The sequence below is a fragment of the Aeromonas sp. 600886 genome (genome assembly GCF_049174935.1).
In the GTDB taxonomy this organism is placed as follows: domain Bacteria; phylum Pseudomonadota; class Gammaproteobacteria; order Enterobacterales; family Aeromonadaceae; genus Aeromonas; species Aeromonas veronii_A.
In genome coordinates this window covers 75568-90593 of sequence record NZ_JAAKUB010000014.1, presented here as the reverse complement: position 1 = coordinate 90593, position 15026 = coordinate 75568, and the positions used below count along the sequence as shown (strand labels likewise).

At 42.8% G+C, this 15026-nt stretch carries 12 protein-coding genes; 2 read left to right on the top strand and 10 right to left on the bottom strand.

Annotated features, from left to right (window positions below):
• Positions 1–12 precede the first annotated feature (12 nt).
• Together pseB and pseC are read left to right on the top strand one after the other, a co-directional pair.
• A complete protein-coding gene (pseB, locus tag G5179_RS12475; protein WP_227340774.1) occupies positions 13–1017 on the top strand; it encodes a UDP-N-acetylglucosamine 4,6-dehydratase (inverting) in 1005 nt (334 codons plus the stop codon).
• Entirely contained in the window at positions 1014–2135 is a 1122-nt protein-coding gene (gene pseC / locus G5179_RS12470) for a UDP-4-amino-4,6-dideoxy-N-acetyl-beta-L-altrosamine transaminase (protein WP_421258474.1), read from the top strand. Before pseB ends, pseC begins: the two co-directional genes overlap by 4 nt.
• Here the strand turns inward: pseC and G5179_RS12465 are convergent.
• From G5179_RS12465 to G5179_RS12420, 10 genes are all read right to left on the bottom strand, one after another.
• Positions 2132–3298, bottom strand: coding sequence for a nucleotide sugar dehydrogenase (locus tag G5179_RS12465; protein WP_216953971.1), 1167 nt, complete (start codon positions 3296–3298; stop codon positions 2132–2134). The two genes, pseC and G5179_RS12465, sit on opposite strands and share 4 nt — an antisense overlap.
• Positions 3298–4323, bottom strand: a complete 1026-nt coding sequence (locus tag G5179_RS12460) for an NAD-dependent epimerase (protein WP_421258473.1) — start codon at positions 4321–4323, stop codon at positions 3298–3300. The genes G5179_RS12465 and G5179_RS12460 overlap by 1 nt, the downstream gene beginning before the upstream one ends.
• 161 nt (positions 4324–4484) lie before the next feature.
• Positions 4485–5624, bottom strand: coding sequence for a dTDP-4-amino-4,6-dideoxygalactose transaminase (gene rffA / locus G5179_RS12455; RefSeq protein ID WP_421258472.1), 1140 nt, complete (start codon positions 5622–5624; stop codon positions 4485–4487).
• Positions 5621–6574, bottom strand: coding sequence for a radical SAM/SPASM domain-containing protein (locus G5179_RS12450; protein ID WP_216953974.1), 954 nt, complete (start codon positions 6572–6574; stop codon positions 5621–5623). The genes rffA and G5179_RS12450 overlap by 4 nt, the downstream gene beginning before the upstream one ends.
• Positions 6575–6585: 11 nt before the next feature.
• Positions 6586–7287, bottom strand: a complete 702-nt coding sequence (locus G5179_RS12445; RefSeq protein WP_129503725.1) for a WbqC family protein — start codon at positions 7285–7287, stop codon at positions 6586–6588.
• A gap of 1 nt (position 7288) precedes the next feature.
• Positions 7289–8878 (bottom strand): hypothetical protein, encoded by a 1590-nt coding sequence (locus G5179_RS12440; protein ID WP_227340777.1) that lies wholly within the window; start codon positions 8876–8878, stop codon positions 7289–7291.
• 257 nt (positions 8879–9135) lie between these two features.
• A complete protein-coding gene (locus G5179_RS12435; RefSeq protein WP_421258471.1) occupies positions 9136–10134 on the bottom strand; it encodes a hypothetical protein in 999 nt (332 codons plus the stop codon).
• 220 nt (positions 10135–10354) lie between these two features.
• Complete coding sequence (gene asnB, locus G5179_RS12430; RefSeq protein ID WP_129505123.1) at positions 10355–12163, bottom strand: asparagine synthase (glutamine-hydrolyzing); 1809 nt, start codon at positions 12161–12163, stop codon at positions 10355–10357.
• 60 nt (positions 12164–12223) lie between these two features.
• Positions 12224–13387, bottom strand: a complete 1164-nt coding sequence (locus G5179_RS12425) for a hypothetical protein (protein ID WP_421258470.1) — start codon at positions 13385–13387, stop codon at positions 12224–12226.
• A 14-nt stretch (positions 13388–13401) separates the two neighbouring features.
• Positions 13402–15024, bottom strand: coding sequence for a glycosyltransferase (locus G5179_RS12420; RefSeq protein WP_129505121.1), 1623 nt, complete (start codon positions 15022–15024; stop codon positions 13402–13404).
• Between the last annotated feature and the right edge of the window lie 2 nt (positions 15025–15026).

Sequence of the window (15026 nt, the reverse complement as noted above, 5' to 3'; positions counted from 1 at the left end):
GAGATGCCCACAATGTTCAACGATAAAACGCTACTGATCACAGGTGGCACCGGCTCGTTTGGCCAACGATTGGTCAAGACAGTACTGGAACGTTATAAGCCGAAACGGCTCATCATCTATTCTCGTGACGAACTGAAACAGTTCGAGATGCAACAGGAGTTTAACGACCCCTGCATGCGCTATTTTATCGGTGATGTCCGAGACGCCAACCGGCTTACCATGGCAATGCGTGGCGTCGATTACGTGGTTCATGCAGCAGCACTGAAACAGGTTCCAGCCGCTGAATACAACCCCATGGAGTGTATTAAAACCAATATCCATGGTGCAGAGAACGTGATCCAGGCCGCTTTGCTCAATCAAGTCAAAAAAGTTATTGCCCTCTCCACTGACAAAGCTGCCAATCCAATCAATCTCTACGGTGCCACCAAACTGGCATCAGACAAGCTCTTCGTGGCAGCAAACAACATCGCGGGGCAGGATCCCACCCGTTTTGCAGTGGTTCGTTACGGTAACGTGGTGGGTTCTCGCGGCTCTGTCGTCCCCTTCTTCCAAAAGCTGATTGACCAGGGGGCGGATGCGTTACCCATCACCCATGAGGAGATGACGCGTTTCTGGATCACCTTGCAGCAAGGGGTTGATTTTGTCCTGGACAATTTTGGGCGGATGAAGGGGGGGGAAATATTTGTTCCCAAGTTGCCATCCGTCCGAATTACCGAGCTCGCCAGCGCCATGGCCCCTCACCTGCCACACAAGATCATCGGCATTCGCCCGGGAGAGAAGCTCCATGAAGTGATGTGTCCTGCCGATGACTCTTATCACACCTTCGAGTTTGATGACTTCTTCGTGATTGGCCCAACCATCAACTTCAATAATCGCAACAACGATTTCTCCAAAACAGCGGCGGGCGAAAAAGGAAAAATGGTAGAACAGGGCTTCGAATATAACTCTCGCAGCAACCCTCACTTTTTTACCATTGAACAGCTTTTGAAAATGAACCAAAAGGGGAGAACTGAATGATCCCTTATGGCCGCCAATCCATCAGCCAGGTAGATATCGATGCTGTTGTGGACGTTCTCAAGTCCGACTTCCTGACCCAGGGACCCGTAGTCCCCCGCTTCGAGCAAGCAGTAGCCGATTACTGTGGAGCCAAATTCGGGGTGGCAGTCAATTCAGGTACCGCAGCACTCCATGTAGCCTGTCTGGCACTTGGCGTTGGCCCCGGCGACTGGGTCTGGACATCCCCCATCAGCTTTGTTGCATCCGCCAACTGTGCTCTCTACTGCGGTGCACAAGTCGATTTTGTCGATATTGAACCAGATACCGGTAACATGTGCGCTTTGGAGCTGGAGAGGAAGCTGATTGCAGCCAAGGCGGAAGGAAAGCTACCCAAAGTAGTCATACCGGTGCACTTTGCCGGCCTCCCCTGCGACATGCAGGAGATCCACCGCCTGGGACAAAAGTACGGTTTCAAGATCATCGAAGATGCCTGCCACGCCCTTGGTGCCCGTTATCATGGTGAGCCTACCGGCAATGGCCGCTATAGCGACATCACAGTATTCAGCTTCCACCCGGTGAAGATCATCACCACTGGCGAGGGTGGCATGGCCATGACCAACGACCCTGCGCTTGCCAAGATGATGCGCATGCTCCGCAGCCATGGCATCACCCGTGAACCGGAAGACTTTATCAATGAGCCGGACGGCCCTTGGTACTATGAGCAGCAGATGCTCGGCTTCAACTACCGCATGACCGACATTCAGGCTGCGCTGGGGTTGAGCCAGATGGCCAATCTGGAGACATGGATTCACACGCGTAACGAGATTGCCCAGTACTACTTCGAAAGACTGGCACCACACCAGCTACCTCGTCATTTCAACACCGAGCGGCGTAGTGCCTTCCATCTCTATGTTCACCATGTAGCCCCTGAACAACGCAGTGCGCTCTTCCAAAAAGTACGTGCACAGGATATCGGCGCCAACGTGCACTATATACCTATTTACAAACAACCTTGGTATCAAAAGTGGACTCATACTACCCTGCCCTCTACTGAGCAATTTTACGCAGGCGCAATGACCTTGCCACTCTTTCCTGGTTTGACAAAAGCACAGCAATTGAAAATATGCAGTCTGCTTTAGTCGTAGCCAAAAATGTCTCGTGTATAGACCTTATCAATCACATCGGCTAAATCAGGACTCATTCGGTTGGCAAGTATAATGTCACACATACCTTTAAATACGGATACTTCAGTGATGACTTTTGACCTAAAGAAATAAGGTTCCATTAAGGATGGCTCATAAACAACAACCTCAATACCCTTCGCCTTGATTCTTTTCATGACTCCCTGTATTGCCGATGCTCTAAAATTATCCGAACCAGCCTTCATAACTAGTCGATAAATACCTACTCGTTTAGGATTAGTCGCGATAACTGTATCGGCAATAAAATCTTTTCTCGTTGTATTAGCATCAACAATAGCTCTAATCAGGTTGCTGGGCACTTGGTTGAAATTTGCCAGAAGCTGCTTGGTGTCTTTTGGCAGACAATAACCTCCATAACCAAAAGATGGATTGTTGTAATAGTGGCCAATACGAGGGTCCAGGCAAACACCATCAATAATATCCTTTGTTTCTAGATTATTTTTTTGGGCATATGTATCCAACTCATTAAAAAATGCGATTCGCATCGCCAGATATGTGTTAGCAAATAATTTTACAGCCTCTGCTTCCGTACTTTCAGTAAAAATGACTGGCACATTTTTTTCTATTGCCCCATCAATCATAAGTCTAGAAAATGTTCGTGCATATTCACTTGTTGCCCCGACTATAACACGTGATGGATAAAGGTTATCATATAATGCTCTCCCTTCACGTAAAAACTCGGGGGAAAAGAAAATATTCTCGTAATTATGAGTCATCCGCATTTTAGAGGTAAAACCAACAGGAACAGTAGACTTGATTACAATTACTGCCTCAGGATTAATTTCCATAATATCAAAAATAACTGACTCTACCGACGCAGTATCAAAGCAATTTGTATCAGGATCATAATTAGTGGGCGTCGCAATTATAATATAGTCAGCATGTTGGTAAGCGGTTGATTTATTCAAGGTTGCGGTAAGATCCAAAGTCCGTTGTTTAAAGAACAGATCGATATCAGAATCAATAATTGGAGATTGTCGCCTGTTAATCATGGACACTTTTTCTGGATTAACATCAAATGCAACAACATGATGGTTCTGAGCTAACAATATTGCATTAGACAAACCTACGTAACCTATACCGACAACGGCAATTTTCATTATTGAACCTTCACATCCAAAAATTGATAATAAGAGCGATACCATTCAACAAAATTCTGTATGCCCTGTTCTATCTTCATTGATGGGCGATATGAAATAGTAGCAAATAAATCCTCAGTATCCGCCCATGTCGCATAAACATCACCCGACTGCATGGGCATCATATTTTTTATAGCTTTAACCCCCAGCGCTTGCTCGAGAGATTGAATAAAATCAACTATTTTAATCGGCCTACCATTACCAATGTTAAATACACGATAAGGGGCACTGCTATCAGCTGGAGAACCAGTTGCGCAACGCCAGGCAGAATTTTCAACCGGTATCACGTCCGCTACCCGGATCACACCTTCAGCAATGTCATCTATATATGTGAAATCTCGGCTTAACAGACCATTGTTATATACATCTATTGGCTGTCCAGACAGCATACATTTAGTAAATTTAAATAATGCCATATCCGGCCGTCCCCACGGGCCATAAACTGTGAAAAAACGCAATCCTGTGGTTGGGATACCATACAAATGAGAATATGTGTGCGCCATCAGCTCATTCATTTTTTTTGTCGCTGCATATAACGAAATAGGATGGTCAGTGGGTTCACTCACTCTAAATGGCATTTCCTCATTCATTCCATATACGGAGCTAGAAGATGCATAAACAAGATGCTCAATATGATGATGACGACAACCTTCCAGAATTGTCAAAAATCCGTCTACGTTGCTATCAATATAAGAAAAGGGAGATTCCATTGAATGGCGAACACCGGCTTGAGCGGCAAGATGAATTACTCTGTCAAACTTCTCTTTGGAAAAAAGAGTCAGGATAGATTTTCTATCAGAGATATCCATTTTTACAAACTTGAAGTTAGAAAATGGAGTTAACTGTTCAAGTCTACTTAATTTAAGAGATACCTCATAGTAATCATTTAGGTTATCAATACCTATAACCTGATACCCTTTCAAGCACAGTAGTTCGCACACCTTCGAACCGATAAATCCCGCTGCACCAGTTACAAAATATTTCATACGACATACCTGTTAAAAATTGCTTTTGGTTATACGCTAAGGTGAAATCATTATCTTACTGAGTGCCAATATCCATATGTATATTACAAATATTATAGCTTATGAATATTTATAAGATAATTAATAAAATGCATCTAATTCATTTAAATTTATGATTAGCTTTAATTATTGACTACAAAAAAGTGTCTGACCGCATCAATAATGAATACTTGCTCCGACTCAGTCAGGCTTGCATGTAAAGGTAAACGTAACAGCATTCTAGAAACCGCTGTGGTATTTATATCATCGCCATGAAATCTACCATATCGAATACCAGCCGGACTAGAATGCAGAGGTACAAAGTGTGAGGTAACTTCCACATTAAGATTGCGCATGAATTTAAATAATCCCTGTTGTTCGTCAGGGGATCTTGTTCTTATATGATATATATGAGCATTATGCTCAACATGTGCCGGAACGGCAGGAAGTGTGAGCACTCCAGCATTAGCCAACTCAGATAAACATGTATGATAAAAAAGCCATTTTTTTAATCTAGCATTCGTAATTTCTCTCGCGTTTTGTAATTGCTGCAACAAGACTACAGCTTGAACCTCTGACATTACATAACTAGATGATAAAATTTGCCATGTATATCTATCAACCTCTCCACGCAAAAACCTTGAACGATCAGTTCCTTTCTCCTGAATGATTTCACATATACCATGGTACTTATCTTCGTTTACTAAAAAAGCCCCGCCCTCACCACCGGCATGAATATTTTTAGTATGATGAAAGCTGACGCAGCCAAATTGACCAATTGAACCAAGTGGCCGTCCTTTATATGTTGACATGATACTTTGTGCAGCATCTTCAACCAATACAAGATTATAGCGATTGCATATATCGACTATAGAAGACATTTCTGATGCAACACCGGCATAGTGAACAACCACTACGGCTTTCGTTCTAACTGTAATAGCCTCTTCAATAAGCTGCTCATTTATATTCAAAGTGTCTGTCCTGATATCGACAAATACTAATTTTGCGCCCCTTAAGGCAAAAGCACTTGCAGAGGTAACAAATGTAAAGCTTGGCAGTATTACCTCATCCCCTGGCTGCAAATCCATCGCTAAAGCTGCCATCTCCAAAGATGCACTACAGGATGGCGTTAAAAAAACTCGCCTTGCATTATATATATCTTGTAATAGTTCCTCACATTTTTTTTTATTAACACCGATACCTAAACATTCTCCATCACTTTCAGTGATATGGCCAATATTATTGGGGCGATTATATGGTATCCAATTGCGATATGATTTCATTTCATAATAACCTTAATGTCACTGACAAGATTTGCATAACTTCTTCCTGAATCAGGCCATGTTGTCAGTCTCCAATCAGGACATTGCCCACAAAAAGTATGGCATTTGAAATCGTTATTAAGATGAGCCTCTCGCAGTTCGTTTAAAAATGCTCCCTGCCAAGCAGTTTTTAGCGTTGTCTTCCTGTAATCAATGAAACTGGATGCATACGCCCAATCTGTCGGGCAAAAAGAAAGCTCACCTTTTGGATCCAGGGTCAAACGCTCCCATGGATATAAGCATGGGCGCCTTGACTCATGGGAATGAGCTTCCCCTTGAGCCAACATACCTGCCGCCGAATGTAAATTCCTGATCAGCACTTCATCAGCTCCCTGATTTTTCCAAAAAAGAGAAAAATCATCTACCTCATCTTCATTTCCTGCCTGACGAATAAAACTCACAACAATACGAGTTCTGTATTGCCCTGTCTTGATATGTTCGATCATTCTAATTATATTACGTCGCACTTGCTCAAGACGCCCGCCACGAATCTTCGCATAAGTCTCATCGTTAAAGGCATCAATGCTGACATCAATCATATGAAGGCCACTTTCTAATAACTGTTTTAGTTTTTTCTCATTAAGAACTGTACCATTAGTGGTTAACGTGACAAACGTGCCACTATGCTCGACAGCATACTGGATCATTTCATGTGCATGTGGATGCATAAGTGGCTCACCATTGCTGGTATATCGTATATACTGGCAATGTCCGTCGCTATTGTCTCTTATATCATCGATCAGCTTCTTGTTTAGTTCAGGGTCTAACAATCTTGCGGAATAATGTTCAGACTCTTTAAATTGAGGGTGTGGACAATGTATGCATCTTAAATTACAAATTTCAGCAATATCTACAATGACCTGTGATGGAAACTCCGATGACAGTCGATCATAGAAACCATATTTAGCCATGAGTCCTCCTACTAATAATTTAGTTCGCTATGAACAAAATCACCGCCAGCACATAATAAAGCATCGATAATACTGACGCGGCAATCAAAACCAGGTCCGTTCTGGGGATAGCGAGCATATTCAGGATATTCCATCCAGGCAACACCGATACCCCTTTCTTCAAAGCGCCCGATATCTAAATAATTTTTTGCCGCCGGCCCAGAAAAATAAATACTTGCATCAGCTCTTTCAGCAATGACGATCAGTCTTTCCGTTGCATCGCTAAATCCCCCTCCATTCAAGTAATGACTATCCGTAAAGATGGGGGTGGTGATCCCTAATAAATGCATGATTTTTTTAATAAACATGATATTTATATCAGAGATATACTCAAATTCACGTGCATCTTCATACCATGATTTAATTTCATCTATATATCTATCAAAAAAAAGCGCCTTTTTGTATCGCTCTTTAATTATAGCAAAATGCTTCTGACACCATAGATTATCGACAACTTTTGTGGATGATATTTTCTGATTTCTATCAACATGACATACGGGTATTGTTAACCATACAGCACCCTGTGTGGTCATAATCCTATTGCGGTTACGCCAATCTCTTGTTGTATACTGGACAGAATCAAGAAATATAAATTCGTCCACCCTGTTTATAATATCAAAGTAGCCTATCCAAGGAATATAATTAGATTGAATGATTGCTATCTTTTTATGCAAGTTAGTATGCTCTTAATATTTTTGAACGTGTTAAACCACATGAAATCATCTGTGCTTTAATCTCGGGCCAGTAATCAGAAGCAATAATAACCACATCAAGTTCATTGGTGGCCTCCAGTGTAAACTTTTCTATTGGGGCATTACAAAATATAGCACCAAATTTACTATCGTCATTATCAAAAAAACACTTCACCTTTATTTCCCTGTCAGAAAAAACAAGGTCAGAATGAAGTTTTCCATAGAATTTTTTTGCGCCAGAGCCAGTGCCAAAAATAGCTATTTTAATATTTCTTTTTCTTCCAAACCGATAGTAAAACTCATCTGGCAAATTTCGTTTAAATCGATACGTAAATTTCTCTGAAAATGAACTTTCAAGTAAAAAACCTCTGATTTTCGGCAAAATAACGTCAATATTATGAAACTGTTCAACATAGTTGCAGCAGCTTCTTGATTTATTTTCGAGAAAACCATATTGGAATACATCTTCAAGCATAACATGAATATCATTTCGCTGTGGGGAAGACTCCCCAATTAGCGAGAGATAAAGACTTGAGCCTTCATCAAACTCGTCTGAAGCTTCATCAAGCCACACCCCTTTCACTAGACGACGGTATCCTTTAACACAAGAGTCTATGGCAATCACAGGTAATCCGATCATTGCAAGATGATATGCTGAGGAGCCCATTGCAACACCGAAATGATATTTTTCAGATTCAATTAGGCTGTATATATCAGATTCATTTCTCTTTCCTAAGATACGAATTTCAAGGCGTTCATGCGCAAGCTTTTTATATGATTCAACTTCATCCTCATAGAGAGCATATCCATATCCTATCAAATCAAAAAGTATATGCAGCTGAGGTTTATTGTTAAGAACAACATTCAAGCTGTCAATAAAACTCAAGATGCTTTCATTCTTGAAAAAGTCAAATCTCCCGAGCCAGAGCACCTTCATAAACTCTTCTGGAGCAGAAATATTGTACCGTATCTTTTGTGTTACGGGCTCAACAGGAACAGTGGCAGATGAGTGATGATTAAGTGGAACAGAAAAATACTCAGAATTATATTTACGATATATGTCATTGGGATACCAGATTGCATGTGCTCGATCCAACTTTAATAATAATTGGCGCTGGTAGTGCCAAGTTTCATTAATTAACTTTGGTTTGAATGCACGAGATGCGTTAAATCCAATCCCTGGCTCCCAGATACTCCAAGCTTCTGGATGCAACATCCCAGTCAATATATGAACTCTTTTATTTCCATTGAAGACATGCATAGCCCTATGCAAAACTTCAAAATATGAAGCGAGAACATATATATCTTCCCCAAAAAAATCATCAATAATTTTCTGTCCAAGTGCCCCCAGATACGATTGATTTGAAATAGAAACAAAGAAATCATCCATTTCTGGAATGATATACTTTTTTATCTTTACACTCTTGTTATCCAATAGCCCAAAAAGTGCAGAGTCCTCGTATCCAACTACGGCAACGGAATCACCTAATCCAACAAGATAGTCAATAAATCTACAGTTAAATGTCTCCGCACCACCGACACTCTTATTGAAATCAAAAACAACAATGTTCACGCCGCCCCCACAACCCTGTGTTAACAATACGTCGAATAAAATTACCAGCTTTAAATAATAACTGATGCGATTAATACCATTTTTTCAAAAAATGAACAATCTATAACATATAGGAATCTCTAAAAATCAATACACTAGCTCGAACTGGTTCGTCAAGGAAGAATCAAAGGATAAATTTAAAGAGTAATTCATAAAAAATTGGAGACTAAAAACAAAAGGAAAGTAATAAAATAACTTATAATATCTATAGCTATTTATCAGTTTAAAAAAACAACTCTCCCATCAAATTTCATCAATAAAGCACGTCTAATTTCCTCTCGATAGAAATCCGATGCTATATAGACTGGTGAATTAATAGCATCTAAATCCCCCAACGTGTTAACCTTGAAGTCATTCATAGCATGCGAGTGTTCATCAACAATAATATTAATTTTTTTCCTGTGCTTGGAAAATTTTAAAATGGCCTGTCCGATATGACCAGCACCATATAGAAGTACTTCAGAATAACTATTGCTTACCTCATCGAAGATGAGCGTATGATTTAGAACATTATCCGTGAAAGGATATTGAACAACTTGGCTCAACAAATAGATGTCACCAGAGCACAACGCTATCACCTTATCAATAGAAATCAAAGGGTTATATATTATCTGCTGCGGAGAAACAAATTTATCTTCCAGACATTTTCTAGCCACTAGGAAAGCATATTGTTCAGTTGTCTGATGCTCAACGACGTCTGACAATGAGCCAAATGTATACTCACCATCAGTACCTCTCCAACCAAATACTAACTCAACGACTTCATAGTTGTTTGAAAAACAAAGTGAAATGAAAAAATCAACATTATATGTAAAAAGTCCATGTGGGGAATGCTTCATAGGCAAACAATGAATCATTAATCCATTTTTCTTTGTAATGTTATGTATTGACGCAAAAACATTATATTGATTAAAAACATGTTCACTAGTTCCAAGATTAGTTACCACATCATACTGATGAGATAACTCGAGCATCTGACTATTAAAATCGCAAAATATTGTCCCATCATAAACATCCACAGAATCATATTTTAAACCTAGGTTTTCATACATAGATTTTGTAAAATCACCATCCTGATAATTCTTTAATTCTTCATCAATTATCTCTGCCGAGTTTAATGAATAAAACTGCTGGCACCCTAACTCAATTATCGAATTAAAGTTTTCAGGAAAGTGATTCTTCATTTTATTAAACATAGCTGGCGTCATACCCATCACAGAACTCCCGTAACATATAATATGAAGTTATAAGAAAGACTTATCAATTCACGAATGAATTATATTTCACAAACAATGTAAACAAGGCTATAATTTCAACCGCAGTTATAAACTTCAAAAATTCTTCGCCTTTATTATATAGCCATAAAATATATTCATAATAGTGGGCTCGGTCATTATAATTAATATTATTTAATAACTTTTAGCCCAAAGCGTTATCTCACAAATTGAACTCATGGGACTGCAACCAGATCTCAAGCACCAATAAACCCCAAACATGATAGAAGGTCATACCGTCAAACTGGTTATCCAGCAACATCCGCAACCGGTCGGGAGCGATAAACTGATGCAGACAGAGCTGGCCTGAAGAGGCCTGCTGACGCAGTTGCGTAATCGCACTCTGTTTGGCCTGTTGATTGAACGGATCTATGCTGAAACCCTTTTTCGGCCTGTCGATCCATTCCGCCGGCAAGTAGCGTTTGGCCAACTGGCGCAACAGGAACTTACCCTGTCCTTGTGCAATCAGCTCTGACTGTGCCAAACCTGCGGCAAACTGAGCTACTTCGGTCGACAGGTAGGGCGTGCGGCACTCAAGGCTGTGCAGCATGCTCATTCGATCTACCTTGGCCAATACCAACGGCAGATAATTGGCAATATCGGCCTCACGAAGGCGATTAAGATACGGGCGGCTATCCATATCGATACGCCTGCGCAGCGCCATCAAGTGATCACCAGTACCGGACGGAATCCGACCGAACAACTGTTCCAACTGGCGATCGGCATACAGCAAGATGCGACCAGAGTAGTACTCCCGCCCAAGATGCCAGCTACGCGCCTGCATCTGTTGCTCTCTGCCCTCGGCGGCGACCAGTGTCTGCAGGTAACGGCCATAACCGCCAAACAGCTCATCCCCCCCGTCACCCGTAATCGCGACGGTGACCTGCTGACGAGCAAGCTGCGAGACCATATAAGTTGGCACACAGGAAGTATCAGCATTGGGCTCATCCATGCGCCGCGCCAGATCACCTACCTGTTCAACAAAAGCCTCTGGACGAAGCAGCTGTTCGGTGTGCTCGGTTCCGAGGAAATCGGCAAAAGCCCGAGCCTCCTCATGTTCGCTCTCCGGCGCCTGTTCAAAACCGATGGAGAAGGTGCGGATCGGCCGTTGCAAACGACGGGTGATCAGGGCCACCGCCGTCGAGGAGTCGACACCACCGGAGAGAAAAGCCCCCACCGGCACATCGGCGACCAAGCGGCGCGATAACGAACGCAGCAACAGATCCTCAAGCTGGTCAACCTGCTCCTCCAGCGGGCGTGACGGCATATGGTCACCGGCACAGATAAAGTGGAAGTAACGCTCTGCCTGTGAGACCGCCCCTGTCACGGCACGCATCAAGTGCCCCGGCAGCAACTTTCTGGCGTGTTGATACAGGGTGCGTTCCCCGACGGGGTGCTGGAAAGCCAGATAATGGGCGACTGTATCAACCGTAATGCGGGCAGGGAATCCTGGCACCAGGGTCAAAGCCGCCAGCTCGGAGGCAAAGACCAACAAACCGTCAAACTCGGCATAATAGAGTGGCTTCTCGCCAAACGGATCACGCGCCAGCAGCAACTCCCTGCGCTCACGATCATAGTAGGCAAGTGCAAACATCCCCTCGAGCCGGGTCAGAAAGTCAGCACCTTCCCGTACCAGGCCATTGACCAATACCTCGGTATCAGAATGGCCAGTAAATGATATGCCGGCGTCTTTAAGACGCCCCCCCAACTGAAGATGGTTGTAGATCTCCCCATTAAATACGATACAGGCTCGTTGCTGTGCATCATGCATTGGTTGATGCCCGGCAGGCGATACATCCAGAATACTCAATCGACAATGTGCCAGAACACAGCGTCCGTCATCCGACTCCCAAAGACCCCGGTCGTCAGGCCCTCGATAGGTCATCGCCTCCGCCATTCTATTAGCCTGCTGTTTCAACCACGCAGGATCATGTTGACCATGAATACTCATTATTCCGGCTATACCGCACATTTTATAACTCCCTAAAGGTAAGCCAACACATGATGTCACGCATGAGACATCATAGAATAATCAACTATCATGCGATGGCTTTTCCAGAACGAATAGCACACCAGCGACTTCCCAATCCTCCCATCCCAGTGATGCATACTCATCTGCGAAATCGACAGAGACTTCCTGAATATGCTCTCTATCATTCTTCATATATTTATCTTCAGCAACAATCCTGAAGCCACATTGTAAAAATATCTGTCGATAATCACTATAACGCAGCTGATTACCATGTAAAAAGTGGCCAGCATCACCATAATGGTCACGCCACTCTGACTTGCCTATTGTCAGGAAATCAAGTGGTCGTGAAAAATCCCGGTGGTCTCGGAGGTCAATCCAGTGAAAAGCAAAACCACCTGATGCTAATAGCTCAAATGTCTTGGCTACGAATGAATTAATATCTACAACATGCTCCATTACGGCACACGAATAGCATACATCATATTTTTCATCATCATTGAAATCTTCAAGCTTTATCTCAGGAAAGTAATTTAGTCTAGTGCCATGATGATCATGAAGATGGAATGATTCAACATCATCATTAAATACAATGTCATCATTTACCTTACATGGGACATTGAAAAGCCCCATTAAATCTTTAATCATTGAAACATGATCATTGAAAGGATATTTCCCGCTTAGTCCCGGGAATGGCTCGATCGCGGTCCACTCCCCGCCCCATCGTAATAGACTATATATCTCCACCCCGAGGGAATGACCAGAACCTATATGTAAAAATCGATTTACCGGCTTTGAAATATATTGTTTACGGCATTTCTCGAAATGATTACCAAGTGATATATGATAAAATACACTACCGCTAGTGTTTTTACTTCCTATTATCTCATCCACGAGCTCACGTCCGATTAGCCCTTTCACTTCCTGCTTCTCTCGATATTTTATTTCACTTTCCTCATCATAAGGAAAGGGTAAATATAAATCATCCAGCCCCAATTTGACGAGTTGAGCACAGATATCTGAGACATGCCTCTGAAGACAAGAGAGAATAATAAAATTTGGCTTATATAGATGAATTTCATCAGGAGAGATAATAGGAAGCTCACCTTTAAACTGACCATGTAAATTTTCGTTATTATCAGCAATAGCCAATATTGAAAATCGTTTAGGAAGTCTTTTTATAAATGAATCACAAACTTCACCAGCACCGAACAAGATAACATCCATATTCCGTCTCCGATTTATTTTTTATTAGTCAGTGCCAGTGTTTTTTCAGCAAGTATACGTGGTGAATAATGCTCACTCATCTTTTCCACCAAACCAACTGATGTTTTCTCTCCACTCCCCATTAATAATGACACTATCTTTTCAACCATCAAACCCCATTCCCCATAGGGAATCAAGTCACAAGAAAACTCTGTCAGTACAGTTTCGCTATTTCCTGGAATATCTGTCGCTACAACAGGACAACCAAGTGCCTGTGCTTCCAAAATAACATTAGACATTCCCTCATGACTGGAGGTGGAAATGAGCAGGCTGGCACAACTTAACCATTCAAAAATATTATCTTTCACACCCACGACATGAATGTTATCGCGGCACGGCTGCTGCGCAATGCAAGCAAGGACCTCTGAGCGCAATGGTCCATCACCGATTAAAATTGCATGGGTTTGAGGAAGTTTGGCAATGACAGAAGCGACAACCTCTATAAAGCGACATGGGGACTTTTCCGGAGACAGTCGCATTATCCCCATCAATATTGGGGCCGATAAATGAATATCTAACTGCTGTAAAGGCTCTTGTCCCTCAACCCGCTTGGCCATGACCGCATTTTTCACTACGGGGATGCTAGATTCAGGCAAATTTAGCCAGCGAGCATACGACTGCGCCCCTGCCATGGAGTTAACACTCAAAACGATTCCTGGCACCTCGGTCATCAGACGATAGTAAGCTGCCAACCTCGACTCATCATAAACGGCCAGGTATTCAGGAAACTCTGAGGGTGCAACACTCCTTCCAGAGATAATGATCTGTTCTACTCCCGCGAAAATTGCGGCCATAGAAGCAATGACATTACCGTCTTCTAGATAGGCGATAACCAGTTTGGGCTGAACACGTTGCATATAGTCATAGGCAGTGAGAATGCCGTGAAGCAGTCCGGGCTCAAAGAAGGGTGCCAATTGATTAGCCAACTGGTAGCTATTTTCCTCCTGCTCCAAGTTCGGCCAGCACTCACGGGCAGAAGGCACGAAGTAGAGCTCTACACCATGAGAGCGAAGAAGCGCCTCCCAGTGATTAACCTCCAACCCCTTATTCTTCACCGAGATCAAATGCACTTCCCATCCCAGCTGGCGCAATCCGATGGCCAGCAATACCATCTGCCGCTCAGCACCTCCTTTGACCAAGGAGTGGATATATAGCACGACACGCTGCACTACTTGGGGCAGCCGATGTGCTCGACGCTCGCGGATCAACCGCTCAAGCTTTTGCTGCAACATCGCCGATGGCTGGCAGGTTGCCTCAACATAGGGAGTGATATAGGGATAGTCGCCATAATGACCTAGTTGCTCGATAATCTGCCCACCGAATTGCTGTAAATCTGAAAAGATGACAATGACCACCTCCTCTACTGCGCAATTATTAAGCATATCTGGCCCTACAATCGGAATGCCACAGGCGAACTGACCGACTTGAGGACCGTTAAGACCATCGATGATGGCGACGAATGGATAAGGGGATTGGAGCACATGATAATAAAGATTTCCCGCCACCCCCCAGGCAATCGCCTTGCGTTTCCCGGACAGCAGTTCCTGATGCAATAACGCATCAAAAGGCAGGGCATGTTTCATCGACAGATCCAGCATGT

What these genes read in the sequence shown, in the direction of transcription:
- pseB (WP_227340774.1), top strand. Translation starts at nt 13, where the DNA reads ATGTTCAACGATAAAACGCTACTGATCACAGGTGGCACCGGCTCGTTT.
- pseC (WP_421258474.1), top strand. Translation starts at nt 1,014, where the DNA reads ATGATCCCTTATGGCCGCCAATCCATCAGCCAGGTAGATATCGATGCT.
- G5179_RS12465 (WP_216953971.1), bottom strand. Translation starts at nt 3,298, where the DNA reads ATGAAAATTGCCGTTGTCGGTATAGGTTACGTAGGTTTGTCTAATGCA.
- G5179_RS12460 (WP_421258473.1), bottom strand. Translation starts at nt 4,323, where the DNA reads ATGAAATATTTTGTAACTGGTGCAGCGGGATTTATCGGTTCGAAGGTG.
- rffA (WP_421258472.1), bottom strand. Translation starts at nt 5,624, where the DNA reads ATGAAATCATATCGCAATTGGATACCATATAATCGCCCCAATAATATT.
- G5179_RS12450 (WP_216953974.1), bottom strand. Translation starts at nt 6,574, where the DNA reads ATGGCTAAATATGGTTTCTATGATCGACTGTCATCGGAGTTTCCATCA.
- asnB (WP_129505123.1), bottom strand. Translation starts at nt 12,163, where the DNA reads ATGTGCGGTATAGCCGGAATAATGAGTATTCATGGTCAACATGATCCT.
- G5179_RS12425 (WP_421258470.1), bottom strand. Translation starts at nt 13,387, where the DNA reads ATGGATGTTATCTTGTTCGGTGCTGGTGAAGTTTGTGATTCATTTATA.
- G5179_RS12420 (WP_129505121.1), bottom strand. Translation starts at nt 15,024, where the DNA reads ATGCTGGATCTGTCGATGAAACATGCCCTGCCTTTTGATGCGTTATTG.